The sequence below is a fragment of the Staphylococcus petrasii genome (genome assembly GCF_002902565.1).
Taxonomy (GTDB): Bacteria; Bacillota; Bacilli; order Staphylococcales; family Staphylococcaceae; genus Staphylococcus; species Staphylococcus petrasii.
In genome coordinates, this window is sequence record NZ_PPRC01000052.1 from 24,230 (window position 1) to 39,329 (window position 15,100).

Here is a 15,100-nt window from a genome sequence, read left to right on the forward strand (position 1 = left end):
TATGGCTAAACAACCAACAGCATTAATCATTTTAGATGGTTTTGCTAACCGAGAAAGTGAGCATGGTAACGCTGTAAAACAAGCGCATAAACCTAACTTTGATCGCTATTACAGCAAATACCCAACAACTCAAATTGAAGCAAGTGGTTTAGACGTAGGTCTACCTGAAGGCCAAATGGGTAACTCTGAAGTTGGTCACATGAACATTGGTGCAGGACGTATTGTTTATCAAAGTTTAACTCGTATTAACAAATCTATTGAAGATGGCGAGTTTTATGAAAATGAAGTATTAAGCAAAGCTGCACAACATGTTAAAGACCATGATTCTGCATTACATGTGTTTGGTTTATTATCAGACGGCGGTGTGCACAGTCACTACAAACATTTATTTGCATTATTAGAACTTGCTAAACAAAAAGGTTTAGACAAAGTTTACGTACATGCATTCTTAGATGGTCGTGACGTAGATCAAAAATCAGCACTTAAATATATCGAAGAAACTGAAGCTAAATTCAAAGAATTAGGCTTAGGTCAATTCGCTTCAATCTCAGGTCGTTATTATGCAATGGACCGTGACAAACGTTGGGACCGCGAAGAAAAAGCATACAACGCTATTCGTAATTTCGAAGGACCAACTTACGCTTCAGCTAAAGAAGGTGTGGAAGCAAACTACGCTAATGATTTAACAGACGAATTTGTTGAACCATTTATCGTTGAAGGCCAAAATAATGGCGTAAATGAAGGAGATGCAGTTATCTTCTTTAACTTCCGTCCTGACAGAGCGGCACAATTATCAGAAGTATTTACTAATAAAGCATTTGATGGCTTTAAAGTAGAACAAGTGAAAGACTTATTCTATGCTACATTCACTAAATACAATGATAATGTGGATGCAGAAGTTGTCTTTGAAAAAGTGTACTTAACTAACACAATTGGTGAAGTTGCTCAAAATAACAACTTAACTCAATTACGTATCGCAGAAACTGAAAAATATCCTCATGTTACTTACTTCATGAGTGGTGGACGTAATGAAGAGTTCGAAGGTGAACGTCGTCGTTTAATCGATTCACCAAAAGTAGCAACATATGACTTAAAACCAGAAATGAGTGCATATGAAGTTAAAGATGCATTACTTGAAGAGTTAGATAAAGGTGACTTAGATTTAATTATCTTAAACTTTGCTAACCCTGACATGGTTGGTCATAGTGGTATGTTAGAACCAACAATTAAAGCCATTGAAGCGGTAGACGAATGTTTAGGTGAAGTCGTTGACAAAATCTTAGACATGGATGGCTATGCAATTATCACAGCTGACCATGGTAACTCTGACCAAGTGTTAACTGATGATGATCAACCAATGACTACTCATACTACAAACCCAGTTCCAGTAATTGTAACTAAAGAAGGCGTTACATTACGTGAAACTGGTCGTCTAGGTGACTTAGCGCCAACATTACTTGACTTATTAAATGTTGAGCAACCTTCAGACATGACTGGAGAGTCATTAATTAAACACTAATCTCACTAATAATAGTGAATGAGGACTTTTTCAATATAGGTAGTGAAGCACAACATACCTATATTGAGCTGTTCTTAAAATAGTACAAATATTTTATTAAATTTCAAAATCAAGCTATAATAATTATAGAATCTAAATTAAAAGGAGATTTTTAACATGCCAATTATTACAGATGTTTATGCTCGCGAAGTCTTAGACTCACGTGGTAACCCAACAGTTGAAGTTGAAGTTTTAACTGAAAGCGGTGCTTTTGGCCGTGCATTAGTACCATCAGGAGCTTCTACAGGTGAACACGAAGCAGTAGAATTACGTGATGGAGACAAATCTCGTTACAGTGGTAAAGGTGTAACTAAAGCCGTTGAAAATGTTAACGAAATTATCGCACCAGAAATCGTTGAAGGTGAATTCTCAGTATTAGATCAAGTATCTATCGATAAAATGATGATTCAATTAGACGGTACACCTAACAAAGGTAAATTAGGCGCAAACGCTATTTTAGGTGTGTCTATCGCAGTTGCACGTGCAGCAGCAGACTTATTAGGTCAACCTTTATATAAATACTTAGGTGGATTCAACGGTAAACAATTACCAGTTCCAATGATGAACATCGTTAATGGTGGTTCTCACTCAGACGCACCAATCGCATTCCAAGAATTCATGATTTTACCAACAGGTGCAGAATCATTCAAAGAAGCATTACGTTGGGGTGCTGAAATCTTCCATAACTTAAAATCAATCTTAAGCGAACGCGGTTTAGAAACTGCAGTAGGTGACGAAGGTGGTTTCGCTCCTAAATTCGAAGGTACTGAAGATGCTGTAGAAACAATCATCAAAGCTATCGAAAAAGCAGGTTACAAACCAGGCGAAGACGTATTCTTAGGATTTGACTGTGCATCATCAGAATTCTACGAAAACGGTGTATACGACTACACTAAATTCGAAGGTGAACATGGTGCGAAACGTAGCGCAGCTGAACAAGTTGACTACTTAGAAGAATTAATTGGTAAATACCCAATCATCACTATCGAAGACGGTATGGATGAAAACGACTGGGACGGTTGGAAACAATTAACTGACCGCATCGGTGACAAAGTTCAATTAGTAGGTGACGATTTATTCGTAACAAACACTGAAATCCTTTCTAAAGGTATCGAACAAGGTATTGGTAACTCAATCTTAATCAAAGTTAACCAAATCGGTACATTAACTGAAACATTCGATGCAATCGAAATGGCTCAAAAAGCTGGTTACACTGCAGTAGTATCTCACCGTTCAGGTGAAACTGAAGATACAACAATCGCAGACATCGCAGTAGCTACAAACGCTGGCCAAATCAAAACAGGTTCATTATCAAGAACTGACCGTATCGCTAAATACAACCAATTATTACGTATTGAAGACGAATTATACGAAACTGCTAAATTTGACGGCATTAAATCTTTCTACAATTTAGATAAATAAGATAACGCTGATTAAACTTCAGTTTTCAAAAGAATAGAGTTCACGCAAAATAATATCGCCTGTCACAGAGTTGAGACTGTGGCAGGCTTTTTTGGTTTTATTTTTTGGAAATGGAGGCCCTACACCCCACATAACCTCATTTTCAGAAACAGCAAACACCACACGATGAAGCTACCCATACCTCGCTTGAAATGCGACAACCATGTGAACAAACTACCTCCACTACACACCAATATTTAACTTACATAAGCAAACTGATATAATAGGCGTGTATTGAAAAGAAGGAGAGTCAAACATGGAGAATCAATCCCCACAGTCTAGCAAACGAGAACGCAATGCGGGTAAATTAATCGGCTATAGTTCTTTAATATTTAGTATATTGTTAATTATTCATAACTTTGTAGCACTAGATACACAAACGGCTAAGGAGCTATTAACGCAAGCAGGGCAAAAGGTGAATGACAGCACTGTCGCAAACATCTTAAATAGCTTTAGATACACAGGAATTATGTATATCTTAGCGTATTTAGCAGGTGTGATTGCGTTATGGAATCGTCATAAATATTTATGGTGGTTTATGTTTGCGGTATATGTGTCTAACGTATTATTTACATTGGTCAACTTAGCAATGGTTATTAACGCAATTATCGCTATTAAATCAGCATTATTTATTGTGCCTATATTAATTGTCATCATAGGATCAATTGTTTTAGCGATATATATGTTAGTCGTTTCAATCATGCGTAAGAGCACGTTCAATCGTTAGACATTGATAAGCAAGTATTGAGTATGATATAATTCTGAACGTATATAATGAACGGAGGACAATTTTCATGCATACACTTTTTATAGTACTATTAATAATCGATTGTATTGCATTAATCACTGTTGTATTACTCCAAGAAGGTAAAAGTAATGGACTTTCAGGTGCTATTAGTGGTGGCGCAGAACAGTTATTTGGTAAACAAAAACAACGTGGCGTCGATTTATTCTTGCATAGATTAACAATTATTTTAGCAGTCATTTTCTTCTTATTAATGATTGGCATAAGCTATTTTGGTTTATAAGGTCCGACGATATAAATGTCGGGCTTTTTTATTTATAATTAAGTAGTAATAACCTCTTATAAACAAAGTAATGGTTTAAAGACCGTACAACATGTATAATTTCAGTGGAATACGGGAATATTATATATTGTTTATAAAGGTAATTGTCTTTAAAGGAAGTAAGAAGACATAACTACAGGGAGTACTTATTAAAGTAACACAGATAACAAGATGGAGAGGGATTATTCAATGCAAATTAAGTTACCACAACCGTTCTTTTTTGAAGAAGGGAAACGTGCTGTCTTACTATTACATGGGTTCACAGGTAATTCATCAGATGTAAGACAATTAGGGCGTTTCTTACAGAAAAAAGGGTATACATCATACGCCCCACAATATGAAGGACATGCAGCACCACCAGAAGAAATTTTAAAATCTAGTCCTCATGTATGGTTTAAAGATGTACTTGATGGTTACGACTATCTAGTAGATCAAGGGTATGAAGAAATTGCAGTGGCAGGTTTATCATTAGGTGGTGTATTTGCATTAAAATTAAGCTTAAATCGACCTGTTAAGGGCATTATAACTATGTGTGCTCCTGCAGAAGTTAAAACAGAAGGTTCTATTTATGAAGGCTTCTTAGAGTATGCACGTAATTTCAAAAAATATGAAGGTAAGGATCAAGCGACGATTGATAAAGAAATGGAAGATTTCCATCCTACTGAAACATTAAAAGAATTAAGTGAAACACTAGGTAATGTTAGAAATGAAATCGATGAAGTTTTAGATCCTATCTTAGTCGTTCAAGCTGAAAAGGACCAAATGATTGATCCTCAATCAGCTAATTATATATATGATAATGTGGACTCAGATGATAAACACATTAAATGGTATGCAAATTCAGGACATGTCATCACAATCGACAAAGAGAAAGAACAAGTATTCGAAGATGTTTATGAGTTCTTAGAATCGTTAGATTGGTCTGAATAATAAAATAAATAATAAGAAATGAAAGAAGAAAGGAGGGGCATGATGAATTTAAAGCAATCCATTGAAGAAATCGTAAAACAACCAGATTATGAACCTATGTCGGTGTCTGATTTTCAAGATGCTTTAGGTCTTAATAGTGCCGACTCATTTAGAGATTTAATAAAGGTGCTAGTAGAACTCGAACAGGCAGGTTTAGTAGAAAGAACTAAAACAGATAGATATCAACGTAAGCAATCTAAAAAAGCGACAAGTTCTAAATTAATTAAAGGAACATTAAGTCAAAATAAAAAAGGATTTGCTTTCCTACGTCCAGAAGATGAGGATATGGAAGATATTTTTATTTCGCCAACAAAAATTAATCGTGCATTAGATGGTGATACGGTTATTGTTGAAATTCAAAAATCTAAAGGTGAACACAAAGGTAAAATTGAAGGGGAAGTTAAATCCATTGAAAAACACTCAGTCACACAAGTAGTAGGTACTTATAGTGAGGCTAAACACTTTGGATTTGTTATTCCTGATGATAAGCGTATTATGCAAGACATTTTCATTCCGAAAGGTCAAAGCTTAGGGGCTGTAGATGGCCATAAAGTACTGGTCCAAATTACTAAGTATGCAGATGGTACGGATAATCCAGAAGGACACGTATCTGCAATCTTAGGCCATAAAAATGATCCAGGTGTAGATATATTATCTATTATCTATCAACATGGTATTGAAATTGAATTTCCTGATAATGTCTTGAAAGAAGCGGAATCTGTACCGGAGGAAATCAAGCCTGAGGAAATTAAAGGACGTACTGATTTACGTGATGAATTAACGATTACAATTGATGGCGCAGATGCGAAAGACTTGGATGATGCCATCAGTGTGAAAAAATTATCGAATGGTCATACTGAATTAACGGTAAGTATCGCCGATGTAAGTTATTACGTTAAAGAAGATTCAGCTTTAGATAAAGAAGCGTATGATAGAGCGACAAGTGTTTATTTAGTAGACCGTGTTATTCCAATGATTCCACACCGTTTAAGTAATGGTATCTGTTCATTAAATCCAGAAGTAGACCGTTTAACATTAAGCTGTCGTATGGAAATTAATGAACGCGGTGAAGTGGTAAACCACGAAATCTTCGATAGTGTGATTCATTCTAATTATAGAATGACATACGATGCGGTTAACCAAATTATCACTGATAAAAATCCAGAAGTTCGTAAGCAATATCAAGAAATTACGTCTATGCTTGATTTAGCTCAAGAATTATCAAATCGTCTAATTCAAATGCGTAAACGTCGTGGTGAAATTGACTTCGATATCAGTGAAGCTAAAGTGTTAGTGAATAATGAAGGCTTACCAACTGATGTTGTATTACGTGAACGCGGTGAAGGTGAACGTCTAATCGAGTCATTCATGTTAGCTGCCAACGAAACAGTAGCAGAGCACTTTAATAAATTAGAGGTACCATTCATCTATCGTGTGCACGAACAACCGAAATCAGATCGCTTACGTCAATTCTTCGACTTCATTACAAACTTTGGCATTATGGTCAAAGGTACTGGAGAAGATATTCATCCTTCAACATTACAATCTATTCAAGAAGAGGTTGAAGGCCGTTCAGAACAAATGGTTATCTCTACAATGATGCTACGTTCAATGCAACAAGCACATTATGATGATACTAACTTAGGTCACTTTGGTTTATCAGCAGAGTATTATACGCACTTTACGTCTCCAATCAGACGTTATCCTGACTTAACAGTGCATCGCTTAATTCGAAAATATCTCATTGATAAATCAATGGATAATAAAGAATTGCACAAATGGGAAGATAAATTGCCTGAATTAGCAGAGCATACGTCACAACGTGAACGTCGTGCTATCGAAGCAGAACGTGATACAGATGAATTGAAAAAAGCTGAATATATGATTCAACATATTGGCGATGAATTTGAAGGTATCGTAAGTTCTGTAGCAAACTTCGGTATGTTTATCGAATTACCTAACACAATTGAAGGTATGGTTCATATCTCTAATATGACAGATGATTACTATAACTTTGATGAGCGTCAAATGGCTTTAATTGGTGAACGCCAAGCTAAAGTATTCCGTATTGGTGATGAAGTTAAGGTTAAAGTAACACACGTTGATGTTGATGAACGTATGATCGACTTCCAAATTGTAGGTATGCCTTTACCTAAAAATGATAGAAGCCAACGTCCAGCAAGAGGTAAAACAATCCAAGCTAAAACACGTGGCAAATCTTTAGATAAATCTAAAGACGATAGTAATAAAGGTAAAAAGAAAAAACGTAAACAACGTAAAGGTAAAAACCAACGTAACCGTGATAAACAAGGCAAAACCAATCATAAACCATTTTATAAAGATAAAAGTGTGAAGAAAAAATCACGCCGTAAGAAAAAATAATCAGCAAAGAGGTGACAAGTAGTTATGGCTAAGAAGAAAAAGAAATCACCAGGCACATTGGCTGAGAACCGTAAAGCAAGACATGATTACAACATTGAAGATACGATTGAAGCGGGTATTGAGTTGAAAGGTACCGAAATCAAATCTATTCGTCGTGGTAGTGCCAATTTGAAAGATAGTTACGCTCAAGTTAAACGTGGCGAAATGTTCGTGAATAACATGCATATTGCGCCATATGAAGAGGGTAACCGTTTCAATCATGACCCTTTGCGTTCTAGAAAATTATTACTTCACAAACGTGAGATTATTAAACTAGGTGAGCGCACTAGAGAAATAGGTTATTCAATCATTCCATTGAAGCTATATTTAAAACATGGTCAATGTAAAGTGTTGTTAGGAGTAGCACGCGGTAAAAAACTTCACGATAAACGTCAAGCTTTAAAAGACAAAGCGATGAAACGTGATGTTGATCGTGCAATTAAAGCCCGTTATTAAGCACAATTGTTGCTTAATCGGGCTCCCTTTGATATGATAGTAAAAGTTGTTATTTATAGTTGAAGTCAGTTAAATAGTTATAATTTATTAGTTTTCTTAATAGAATTTAGGGGGGCGTTCTTGGATTCGACAGGGGTCCCCCGAGCTCATTAAGCGTGTCGGAGGGTTGTCTCCGTCATCAACACATTCGGTTAAATATAACTGACAAATCAAACAATAATTTCGCAGTAGCTGCGTAATAGCACTCTGCATCGCCTAACAGCATTTCCTACGTGCTGTTAACGCGATTCAACCCTAGTAGGATATGCTAAACACTGCCGTTTGAAGTCTGTTTAGATGAAAACTAATCAAACTAGCATAATACTGGTTGTCTGTTGCTTACTATTATGCGAAATTTATCAATAGACTACACACGTAGAAAGATGTGTATCAGGACCTCTGGACGCGGGTTCAAATCCCGCCGCCTCCATATTGGCACTCAAAACAGTTAATATCTGTTTTGAGTGTTTTTTTAATTCATTTGAAAACCATTGATATAATAGGCTTTGTAAGAGTTTATGAATTTATAGCTTAATATTCATTAATATCTATTAAAAAATTTTAGTCACTTTGTGACTAAAAAATTCTAAAATTGATTGAATTTAGTCACAAAAATTTAGTCACAAATATAGTGTTACGATAATGTATTTAATTCATTAATTTGTTTAAATAAGTTAATACATCTTTATCTTCTTCCAGTTCATATTCTTTAATTAAGTGTGAATAGATTTTAAGGGTAGTTTGTATATCAGCATGACCTAAACGCTTTGAAATGTATTGAATAGACATTCCATTAGCTAGTAAATAACTACAATGTGAGTGGCGTAAAGATTTTATATTATAAAGAGGATATTGGTATTTTATCGAAAAAATTTTAAAAACATCATTTACTCCATACATAAAGCCTTATATATCAAGGTTTAAACTGAGTAAGTGCTTATTTTGTGACTAGGAAATAATCCTCTGACACATTAGCATTGCTCTTTTTTTATACTTTCTCAAAGTTATATACTCAAATTTAAATTTTAGGGAGGTTATCATGCATTTAACTAAAATAGAATTAGAAGAAAAAGATTATGACATAGCATTAGATATATGGGAGAGATCCGTATTAGAAACGCATGAGTTTTTAAAAGAAAGTGATAGATTAGAATTAAAAAAAGAAATACCTACTTATTTTAAATATGTAGAGGCATATTTGTGGTATGACGGTGTGGAAGTCATCGGTTTTTCTGGGACTAATGAACAAAACTTAGAAATGTTATTTATAGATCCTAAATATTTTAATAAGGGATATGGCACGAAAATAGTACAGTATCTTATTAAGGAAAATAAAGTACAGTACGTTGATGTGAATAAAGATAACGACCACGCTATTAAATTTTATAAGAAAAATGGCTTTATTAAATATGATGAATCTCAAAAAGATGGGCAAGGTAGAGATTATCCCATTTTGCATATGAAATTAGGTTGAAAATTGAAAATTAAAATAAGTATTGTATAATGCTAACAATATAATTTTTATTAGTAGGTGAATTGGTAATGATAGATATTGAAGAACTCATTGCAATACCCAAAATAGAATTACATTGTCATTTGGATGGTTCTGTAAGTTATGAATATTTGAAAAGACAAGCAGAATTACAACATATCGATATAGATTTTAATAAAGTTTAGGCTAAAGAAGAATGTGAAAATTTAGCAGAATATTTAACGTGTTTTGATGAAATATTGAAAGTCATGCAAACGAAAGATAGTTTAACTGAAAGTGTTATAGATGTGGCTAATCAAGGTCAAAAAGATGGTATTAAATATATTGAATTGAGGTTTGCTCCAAAATTTCATACCCAAAAAAATATGAGCATTAGAGATACTTTAGAAGCGGTATGTAAAGGTGCAGAAATTGCGGAATCAGAATATAACATCATGGTGAGACTACTAGTTTGTGGTATGAAACATCATTCGAATGAAGAGAATATAAATATATTCAAACAGATTCATGATACAGAGTTATTGAAAAAATATATTGTTGGCGTAGATTTAGCTGGTGGGGAAGATGATGATTCTATGTCTCAACATGCTGAAGCTATTCAATATGCTAAAGATAAGGGACTTAAAATCACGTTACATGCAGGTGAATGTGGTTGTATTAAGAATGTTTATGATGCTATGAAAATGGGTGCTAAAAGAATAGGCCACGGGGTAGCGTTATTTGATGATAAAGAACAATTAAATCATTTTCAAAATTCAAAGGTATTATTAGAGATATGTCCTAGAAGTAATGTTCAAACTAAAGCTATTAGCCATATTAAAAAGATTGATTTAGATAGTCTTAAACGTTTAAATATACCGTATTTAATTAATACAGATAATCGAATCGTCACACAAACTAACTTAATAAAAGAATATCTTACATTACTCGAAAATAACTTGATTACTATCGAAGAAATTAAAAGAATTAATAAAGAAGCTATTGATTATGCATTTATTAACCGATTTGATAAAAAAGAAATACTTAAAAACTGGGATTGATTCGTATGTAGATTAATTAAAAAAATAACCACTTCTTTTTAATAAGTTAATTAAAAAGTAATGGTTATCCTTGTTTTTAAAGTTTAGTGTTTATCGATTTTTTTGCCGTCTGTACGCTCTGAATTACCAGAGCTTTTGTGTGCTTTTGGATTATCTTTTTTATGTGTACTTTCTTTCACGTCTTTAGTTGAATTATCATGACTGCTGCAAGCGCCTAATAATAAGAAACTTGAAAGTAATAAGAACGCTACTTTTTTCATGTTATCACCCTTTGTATTTAATGTTTTAAAAATTTAAAATTTTGTGAAATTTAAATAATTATATTTTTAGTATGGCATATATTTATTATTATTCAATAGATAATGTGAAAATTAGAGAAATTGCCATAAACTATGAAAAAACAGATAGGCGAGGCCTATCTGCTTTTTTATTGATTACTTACATTTTCATTTGGAGCGTCTGTTTCAGCTGCGCCGTTATCCTGTGCTTGACCTTGTCCGTTATCTCCTGATTGTCCATCGTTAGTTGAATAAGTTTCTACATTACCATTTTGACCTTCAGCGTTGTCATTAGTACCTTGACCATCATTGTTGTTACCATTATCAGTTGTATTATTGTCATTGGCTGTACCATTAGTTTGGTTATAAGTTTGGCCACTGTTATTATTATTGTTTGCATTGTTTCTTTGAGAGTTGTCTTGGTTGTTTACATTATAATTGCCTTGTTGTTCTTGATTGTTAGATTGAGTCTGATCAGTAGCTGGTTGTTCGGCAGATTGTTGTGGCTGCTCAGTACCTTGCTCTTGTTGTTGATTATCTAGTTGTTGCTCATTATTTGTTTCTTCAGCATTATCTTGCTCTTCTTCAGTACTTTGGTTATCAGCATTATTATCATTGTTGTCTTCATCTTTTTTGTTATCTTTAGAAGATTTATCTTTTTTATCTTCTTTATCTTTTTTCTTATCTTTGTCTTTTGATGCTTTGTCATCATCAGATTTATGTTCTTTTGTTTGGGTTGATTCTGTAGCTGATGGATTATTGCCTTCGATTACTTTATGAAGACCTAACGCAAGCATACTTAGTAAAATAATAGTAATTGCCATTGCAAAATATTTTAAATAACTCTTATTTTTAAATACTGCGATGATGGCAAATAATATTATTATAAAAGCTATAAATAATAAAGCCATGCCTATGTAAAATAATGCTTTATCCATACTGTACCTCCATTTAAATTTTAAGTTATTAAATATATTGTACTATACTTATCAAATAATAAATATTAACGTAGAATTAACATCTAATTACTTTTAAAAAGATTATGTAAATCATTCGTTAATAAACGTAACTTATTTTAGATTATTCAAATATATTTAAGTTCTATCAAAAATATTAAGTTCTTTGTCATCAACGCTAGCAGATACAAATAGCTTCTCATCATATAACTTAGTATTATCTTTATTTGATGTGATATTTATTTCAGCTAAAATGCGAAAAGTATCATTTGATAATGGTTCAACGATTGATATTTCCTCATTGTTTTCTTGAATCAGTAACGATCTTTGTGAATGATTATTGATTTTCCAATTTGAATTAGACATATGATCACCTTTTCAATCAAAATAAAACTACGTTAGTAAACGCTCTAACGTAGCATTAAGTTTAACCAAAGCTTCTTTCAATTTCAGTGAAAGCTTTATCAGTTACTTTAATATTATCAATTCTATCTGCTGATATGTCGCCCTCTAAATAACCGTGATCGATGAGTACTTTACAGTTTTCTAAGAAATCACTATATTCTCTATCGCAGAAATAATCATCTTGGGCAGTGATACTATCTTTAAAATCATTTGCTTCTGCTTCACTTTGCCCGCTGTTAGAACGCTCCATATACAATTTATAAAATTTGGCAACAGTATATTTTTGTTCTTTAGTAAAATCGTCTAACATTGCAATTCCTCCCTCAATAATAGTTATTTATACCCAATTTTTGCATATTAGGAAACCTATAAATTATTAATTTTTAGTGGCAATTCTCTTTATTTTTTGGCGTCTTTAATACCTTCATTAACGGCTTTCGCAAATTTATAGAATGTCTTTGTATAATTATCTGAATTACTTCGAGTTTTCTGGTTCATATTTTTATTTTTGAAAAATAAGGCTCTTTGTCCAGTGGTTAATTCAAGTTGGACGCCTGATTCTTCATCATCTCGGTTAATGATATTGTCTGAAGACGTAGCTTCGACACCCTTAGGGCTCTTTTGAACTGTAAAACCTTTATCTTCGAGTGAACGTTTTATAGATTTGGCTAGTTTTTCATCTTGACCGCCTACATAAACGAGTGGATCTTCGCCGGCATAGCCATGAATTGAGATTGTTTCATCAGTATGTTTTAACATCTTTTCAAGAGTAGGCTCATCAAAAACGGTTGAAGTAATATGCAGTTTTTCATTGTGCTCTGGAAGACGTCCTTCAAACGAATAAAAATCGTATTTACCAATATTAGCGATACGTCTAGCTAATTCTGTAGTTCCAGGTTCAATACCACCGCCATGAATAGCAGTAACCAAGATACGGTTATCTTTTCGATTTTTCTTAAGAATGCGCCAATCTTTGCCTTCAGTCGTGTGTTTGGCTAAATCTTCAAAACTTGAATAATAGTCTGATGATGAAGATGATTGTTCTTTATGTGTTTTGTAAATAATGAAAGAAATAATAATTGTTATAAAAATTATAACAGCGAGGATTAAATAATATAGTTTAGAGTACCAATTATCTCTTTTGTTCATGATAGGACCCCTTATTAAAAAATTTAAAAATATAGAAAAGTTTTTTGTTAATTTAAATAATTGTTTATTATATATTACTTATTTTTATATCACAAATATTGTTTATTTTAAAAAAGAAAGTAAATAGTAAGGTAGGAGGTAATATTATGAGTGATATACATATTGAAAAAGGACGTCCTCAACATCAAGAGGGGGGACAACTGACTTATGCAGCCATAGATAACATGGCTGAAGTTATACTAGGAAAGACAAATGAAAAAGAACTTGAAGCAGATTTACAAAAGTTATGGAAAAATCGTGCAAACCGATTTAGCCATGAGTTCTCATTTGTGGCAATGCAAGATGAGAAAGTTCTAGGTGCTATTACATGCGCACCACTTGAACAAATAGAAAAAGCAATGACGCCAACAGTGCTTCAAATTATTTCAATGAATAAATTAAAGCCATTTCTTTCGATTGCTAAACATCCTAAACGTTTCTATGCCCTTGTCTCAATGGAGGAGGGACAAGAAGATGAATACCATATTAGTATGTTAGCTACTATGCCTGATGCCAGAGGTAAAGGTGTAGGAGGAAAATTATTAGATTATGCTGAACAACAAGCGCTTGAAAATGGATTTAATAAAATATCACTTACTGTCGTGAAAGATAACGATAAAGCTGTGAGATTGTATAAAAAGCAAGGTTTTAAAATAGTAGGGAACATCGACCACCCTCCATTCCATTTATATCGAATGAGAAAAGAATTGAAGTAGAATGATTTAACTATTTCTAAAATAAAAGAGCCTAGAATATTAGATATTACAGGCTCATTTCACATTTGGCAGTAGCTAACTGAATTGAAAATGCGCTTATACCAAGCTTTTTTCAATTCTAGTTATCCTTGCCGGGGCGGGAGGACGAAATTAACTTAATTTCTATCCCGCGCCCTTTCAAACTAAATATTATTTATATTTATCATATTTACCATCTTCAATGTCTTGTTCGCGTTGTTGAATGGTTTGATAAACTTCATCGGCATTGTCGCCATCGTAATATCCTTGTTCAATAGCATATTTGGTTTGTAGTTCTCCTGAAGATAAACCACCATGATATTTTTTACGGAGGGCGTCTACATATTCATCTTCAGTTGTAGCTGCGTTAATTTCTGCATTAACATCCTGAGTATTAGCAGAATCTTGATTATTTGAAGTTCTGTCATATACTGATTTCTCTTGACCACTTTCAACTCTCAAAGAACTAGCGTAAGCAGCACTTGCAGGTCCTTCCATTACATTACCTTGAGGAATGACACCGTTAGCTACTGCGCTATTATAAGCTATGATTTTTTGCTGTTCTGTATATCCATTGCTATTGATAATATTAGCTAAAGTTGCGCGATCCGTAATGTTATTAACATTTACTTGCTCGTTATTACTAGTATTTTTATCCTCTGTATCAGTATTTGTACTAGTTTCTGTTTCTTGGTTATTAGAATTATCTTTTTCATTATTAGAAGATACTTCTTCAGTATTGTTTTCCTCTGAATTATTTTCGTTATTAGATTGCTTATCTTTAGAAGTATTTTTATCTTCTTTAGTTGTCTTATCTTTTTTAGAAGATTCAGTTGATTTATTATCAGCTTTATCTTCATTTTTACTGTTGTCATTATCTGGAGTGCTACATCCAGCTAAAATTAAAAAACTTAATAAAAATATACCTAAAACTTTTTTCAAAATACACACTTCTTATATAAAATATATTATTATTTTACTACAATTTTAATGAGTTAGTATTTAAAAAATAAAATATATATTTGAATTTTAGGTG

General features: G+C 33.2%; 17 protein-coding genes, 1 other RNA gene and 1 pseudogene. 12 read left to right on the top strand and 7 right to left on the bottom strand.

The genetic code is table 11. From position 1 onward, the window contains the following. The first annotated feature begins 1 nt into the window (after position 1). From gpmI to ssrA, 8 genes are all read left to right on the top strand, one after another. A complete protein-coding gene (gpmI, locus tag CD127_RS08610) occupies positions 2 to 1,519 on the top strand; it encodes a 2,3-bisphosphoglycerate-independent phosphoglycerate mutase (protein ID WP_103366415.1) in 1,518 nt (505 codons plus the stop codon). 156 nt (positions 1,520 to 1,675) lie between these two features. Continuing rightward, a complete protein-coding gene (gene eno, locus CD127_RS08615; protein WP_103297442.1) occupies positions 1,676 to 2,980 on the top strand; it encodes a surface-displayed alpha-enolase in 1,305 nt (434 codons plus the stop codon). A gap of 295 nt (positions 2,981 to 3,275) precedes the next feature. Beyond that, complete coding sequence (locus CD127_RS08620; protein WP_103297443.1) at positions 3,276 to 3,746, top strand: hypothetical protein; 471 nt, start codon at positions 3,276 to 3,278, stop codon at positions 3,744 to 3,746. A gap of 67 nt (positions 3,747 to 3,813) precedes the next feature. Next, the gene (secG, locus tag CD127_RS08625; RefSeq protein ID WP_103297444.1) at positions 3,814 to 4,047 is read left to right on the top strand and encodes a preprotein translocase subunit SecG; all 234 of its coding nucleotides are present in this window, start codon (positions 3,814 to 3,816) and stop codon (positions 4,045 to 4,047) included. Between the two features lie 228 nt (positions 4,048 to 4,275). Next, on the top strand, positions 4,276 to 5,016 hold the full coding sequence (locus CD127_RS08630) for an alpha/beta hydrolase (protein ID WP_103297445.1): 741 nt from the start codon (positions 4,276 to 4,278) through the stop codon (positions 5,014 to 5,016). A 42-nt stretch (positions 5,017 to 5,058) separates the two neighbouring features. Then, positions 5,059 to 7,437 (top strand): ribonuclease R, encoded by a 2,379-nt coding sequence (rnr, locus tag CD127_RS08635; RefSeq protein WP_103366416.1) that lies wholly within the window; start codon positions 5,059 to 5,061, stop codon positions 7,435 to 7,437. Between the two features lie 24 nt (positions 7,438 to 7,461). Beyond that, positions 7,462 to 7,932 (top strand): SsrA-binding protein SmpB, encoded by a 471-nt coding sequence (gene smpB / locus CD127_RS08640; RefSeq protein WP_103328124.1) that lies wholly within the window; start codon positions 7,462 to 7,464, stop codon positions 7,930 to 7,932. A 110-nt stretch (positions 7,933 to 8,042) separates the two neighbouring features. After that, positions 8,043 to 8,404: a transfer-messenger RNA gene (gene ssrA, locus CD127_RS08645) on the top strand. Between the two features lie 215 nt (positions 8,405 to 8,619). Here the strand turns inward: ssrA and CD127_RS12925 are convergent. Continuing rightward, positions 8,620 to 8,871 carry a tyrosine-type recombinase/integrase gene (locus CD127_RS12925; RefSeq protein ID WP_103366417.1) on the bottom strand — a complete coding sequence of 84 codons (252 nt, stop codon included), beginning with the start codon at positions 8,869 to 8,871 and terminating at the stop codon, positions 8,620 to 8,622. 139 nt (positions 8,872 to 9,010) lie between these two features. Here CD127_RS12925 and CD127_RS08655 point away from each other — a divergent pair, with 139 nt between their 5' ends. The 3 genes and pseudogenes from CD127_RS08655 to add all read left to right on the top strand — a co-directional run. After that, positions 9,011 to 9,445: a GNAT family N-acetyltransferase gene (locus CD127_RS08655; protein WP_103366418.1), complete on the top strand. Its 435-nt coding sequence runs from the start codon at positions 9,011 to 9,013 to the stop codon at positions 9,443 to 9,445. A 68-nt stretch (positions 9,446 to 9,513) separates the two neighbouring features. Further along, on the top strand, positions 9,514 to 9,648 hold the full coding sequence (locus CD127_RS12930) for a hypothetical protein (RefSeq protein ID WP_268927785.1): 135 nt from the start codon (positions 9,514 to 9,516) through the stop codon (positions 9,646 to 9,648). 18 nt (positions 9,649 to 9,666) lie between these two features. Beyond that, a pseudogene (gene add, locus CD127_RS08660) lies at positions 9,667 to 10,503 on the top strand (adenosine deaminase); the annotation flags it as partial. A gap of 83 nt (positions 10,504 to 10,586) precedes the next feature. On the opposite strand, the gene CD127_RS12685 reads toward add, so the two are convergent. The 5 genes from CD127_RS12685 to CD127_RS08680 form a co-directional block, all read right to left on the bottom strand. Then, positions 10,587 to 10,763: a hypothetical protein gene (locus CD127_RS12685; protein ID WP_167409908.1), complete on the bottom strand. Its 177-nt coding sequence runs from the start codon at positions 10,761 to 10,763 to the stop codon at positions 10,587 to 10,589. A gap of 167 nt (positions 10,764 to 10,930) precedes the next feature. Then, positions 10,931 to 11,719 carry a hypothetical protein gene (locus CD127_RS08665; protein ID WP_174694742.1) on the bottom strand — a complete coding sequence of 263 codons (789 nt, stop codon included), beginning with the start codon at positions 11,717 to 11,719 and terminating at the stop codon, positions 10,931 to 10,933. Between the two features lie 156 nt (positions 11,720 to 11,875). Continuing rightward, positions 11,876 to 12,103 carry a hypothetical protein gene (locus CD127_RS08670; RefSeq protein WP_103366419.1) on the bottom strand — a complete coding sequence of 76 codons (228 nt, stop codon included), beginning with the start codon at positions 12,101 to 12,103 and terminating at the stop codon, positions 11,876 to 11,878. A 61-nt stretch (positions 12,104 to 12,164) separates the two neighbouring features. Beyond that, the gene (locus CD127_RS08675) at positions 12,165 to 12,452 is read right to left on the bottom strand and encodes a hypothetical protein (protein ID WP_103366420.1); all 288 of its coding nucleotides are present in this window, start codon (positions 12,450 to 12,452) and stop codon (positions 12,165 to 12,167) included. A gap of 89 nt (positions 12,453 to 12,541) precedes the next feature. Next, on the bottom strand, positions 12,542 to 13,291 hold the full coding sequence (locus CD127_RS08680) for a poly-gamma-glutamate hydrolase family protein (protein WP_103366421.1): 750 nt from the start codon (positions 13,289 to 13,291) through the stop codon (positions 12,542 to 12,544). A gap of 146 nt (positions 13,292 to 13,437) precedes the next feature. Between CD127_RS08680 and CD127_RS08685 the strand changes: the two genes are divergently transcribed. Further along, positions 13,438 to 14,046, top strand: a complete 609-nt coding sequence (locus CD127_RS08685; protein ID WP_103366422.1) for a GNAT family N-acetyltransferase — start codon at positions 13,438 to 13,440, stop codon at positions 14,044 to 14,046. Positions 14,047 to 14,235: 189 nt separating this feature from the next. On the opposite strand, the gene CD127_RS08690 is transcribed toward CD127_RS08685, so the two are convergent. Then, complete coding sequence (locus CD127_RS08690) at positions 14,236 to 15,006, bottom strand: hypothetical protein (protein WP_103366423.1); 771 nt, start codon at positions 15,004 to 15,006, stop codon at positions 14,236 to 14,238. Positions 15,007 to 15,100 lie beyond the last annotated feature (94 nt).

What these genes read in the sequence shown, in the direction of transcription:
- CD127_RS12685 (WP_167409908.1), bottom strand. Translation starts at nt 10,763, where the DNA reads ATGAAAAAAGTAGCGTTCTTATTACTTTCAAGTTTCTTATTATTAGGC.
- CD127_RS08620 (WP_103297443.1), top strand. Translation starts at nt 3,276, where the DNA reads ATGGAGAATCAATCCCCACAGTCTAGCAAACGAGAACGCAATGCGGGT.
- CD127_RS08675 (WP_103366420.1), bottom strand. Translation starts at nt 12,452, where the DNA reads ATGTTAGACGATTTTACTAAAGAACAAAAATATACTGTTGCCAAATTT.
- CD127_RS08680 (WP_103366421.1), bottom strand. Translation starts at nt 13,291, where the DNA reads ATGAACAAAAGAGATAATTGGTACTCTAAACTATATTATTTAATCCTC.
- CD127_RS12925 (WP_103366417.1), bottom strand. Translation starts at nt 8,871, where the DNA reads ATGTATGGAGTAAATGATGTTTTTAAAATTTTTTCGATAAAATACCAA.
- CD127_RS08630 (WP_103297445.1), top strand. Translation starts at nt 4,276, where the DNA reads ATGCAAATTAAGTTACCACAACCGTTCTTTTTTGAAGAAGGGAAACGT.
- CD127_RS08685 (WP_103366422.1), top strand. Translation starts at nt 13,438, where the DNA reads ATGAGTGATATACATATTGAAAAAGGACGTCCTCAACATCAAGAGGGG.
- eno (WP_103297442.1), top strand. Translation starts at nt 1,676, where the DNA reads ATGCCAATTATTACAGATGTTTATGCTCGCGAAGTCTTAGACTCACGT.
- CD127_RS08670 (WP_103366419.1), bottom strand. Translation starts at nt 12,103, where the DNA reads ATGTCTAATTCAAATTGGAAAATCAATAATCATTCACAAAGATCGTTA.
- CD127_RS08655 (WP_103366418.1), top strand. Translation starts at nt 9,011, where the DNA reads ATGCATTTAACTAAAATAGAATTAGAAGAAAAAGATTATGACATAGCA.
- smpB (WP_103328124.1), top strand. Translation starts at nt 7,462, where the DNA reads ATGGCTAAGAAGAAAAAGAAATCACCAGGCACATTGGCTGAGAACCGT.
- CD127_RS08665 (WP_174694742.1), bottom strand. Translation starts at nt 11,719, where the DNA reads ATGGATAAAGCATTATTTTACATAGGCATGGCTTTATTATTTATAGCT.
- CD127_RS12930 (WP_268927785.1), top strand. Translation starts at nt 9,514, where the DNA reads ATGATAGATATTGAAGAACTCATTGCAATACCCAAAATAGAATTACAT.
- secG (WP_103297444.1), top strand. Translation starts at nt 3,814, where the DNA reads ATGCATACACTTTTTATAGTACTATTAATAATCGATTGTATTGCATTA.
- gpmI (WP_103366415.1), top strand. Translation starts at nt 2, where the DNA reads ATGGCTAAACAACCAACAGCATTAATCATTTTAGATGGTTTTGCTAAC.
- rnr (WP_103366416.1), top strand. Translation starts at nt 5,059, where the DNA reads ATGAATTTAAAGCAATCCATTGAAGAAATCGTAAAACAACCAGATTAT.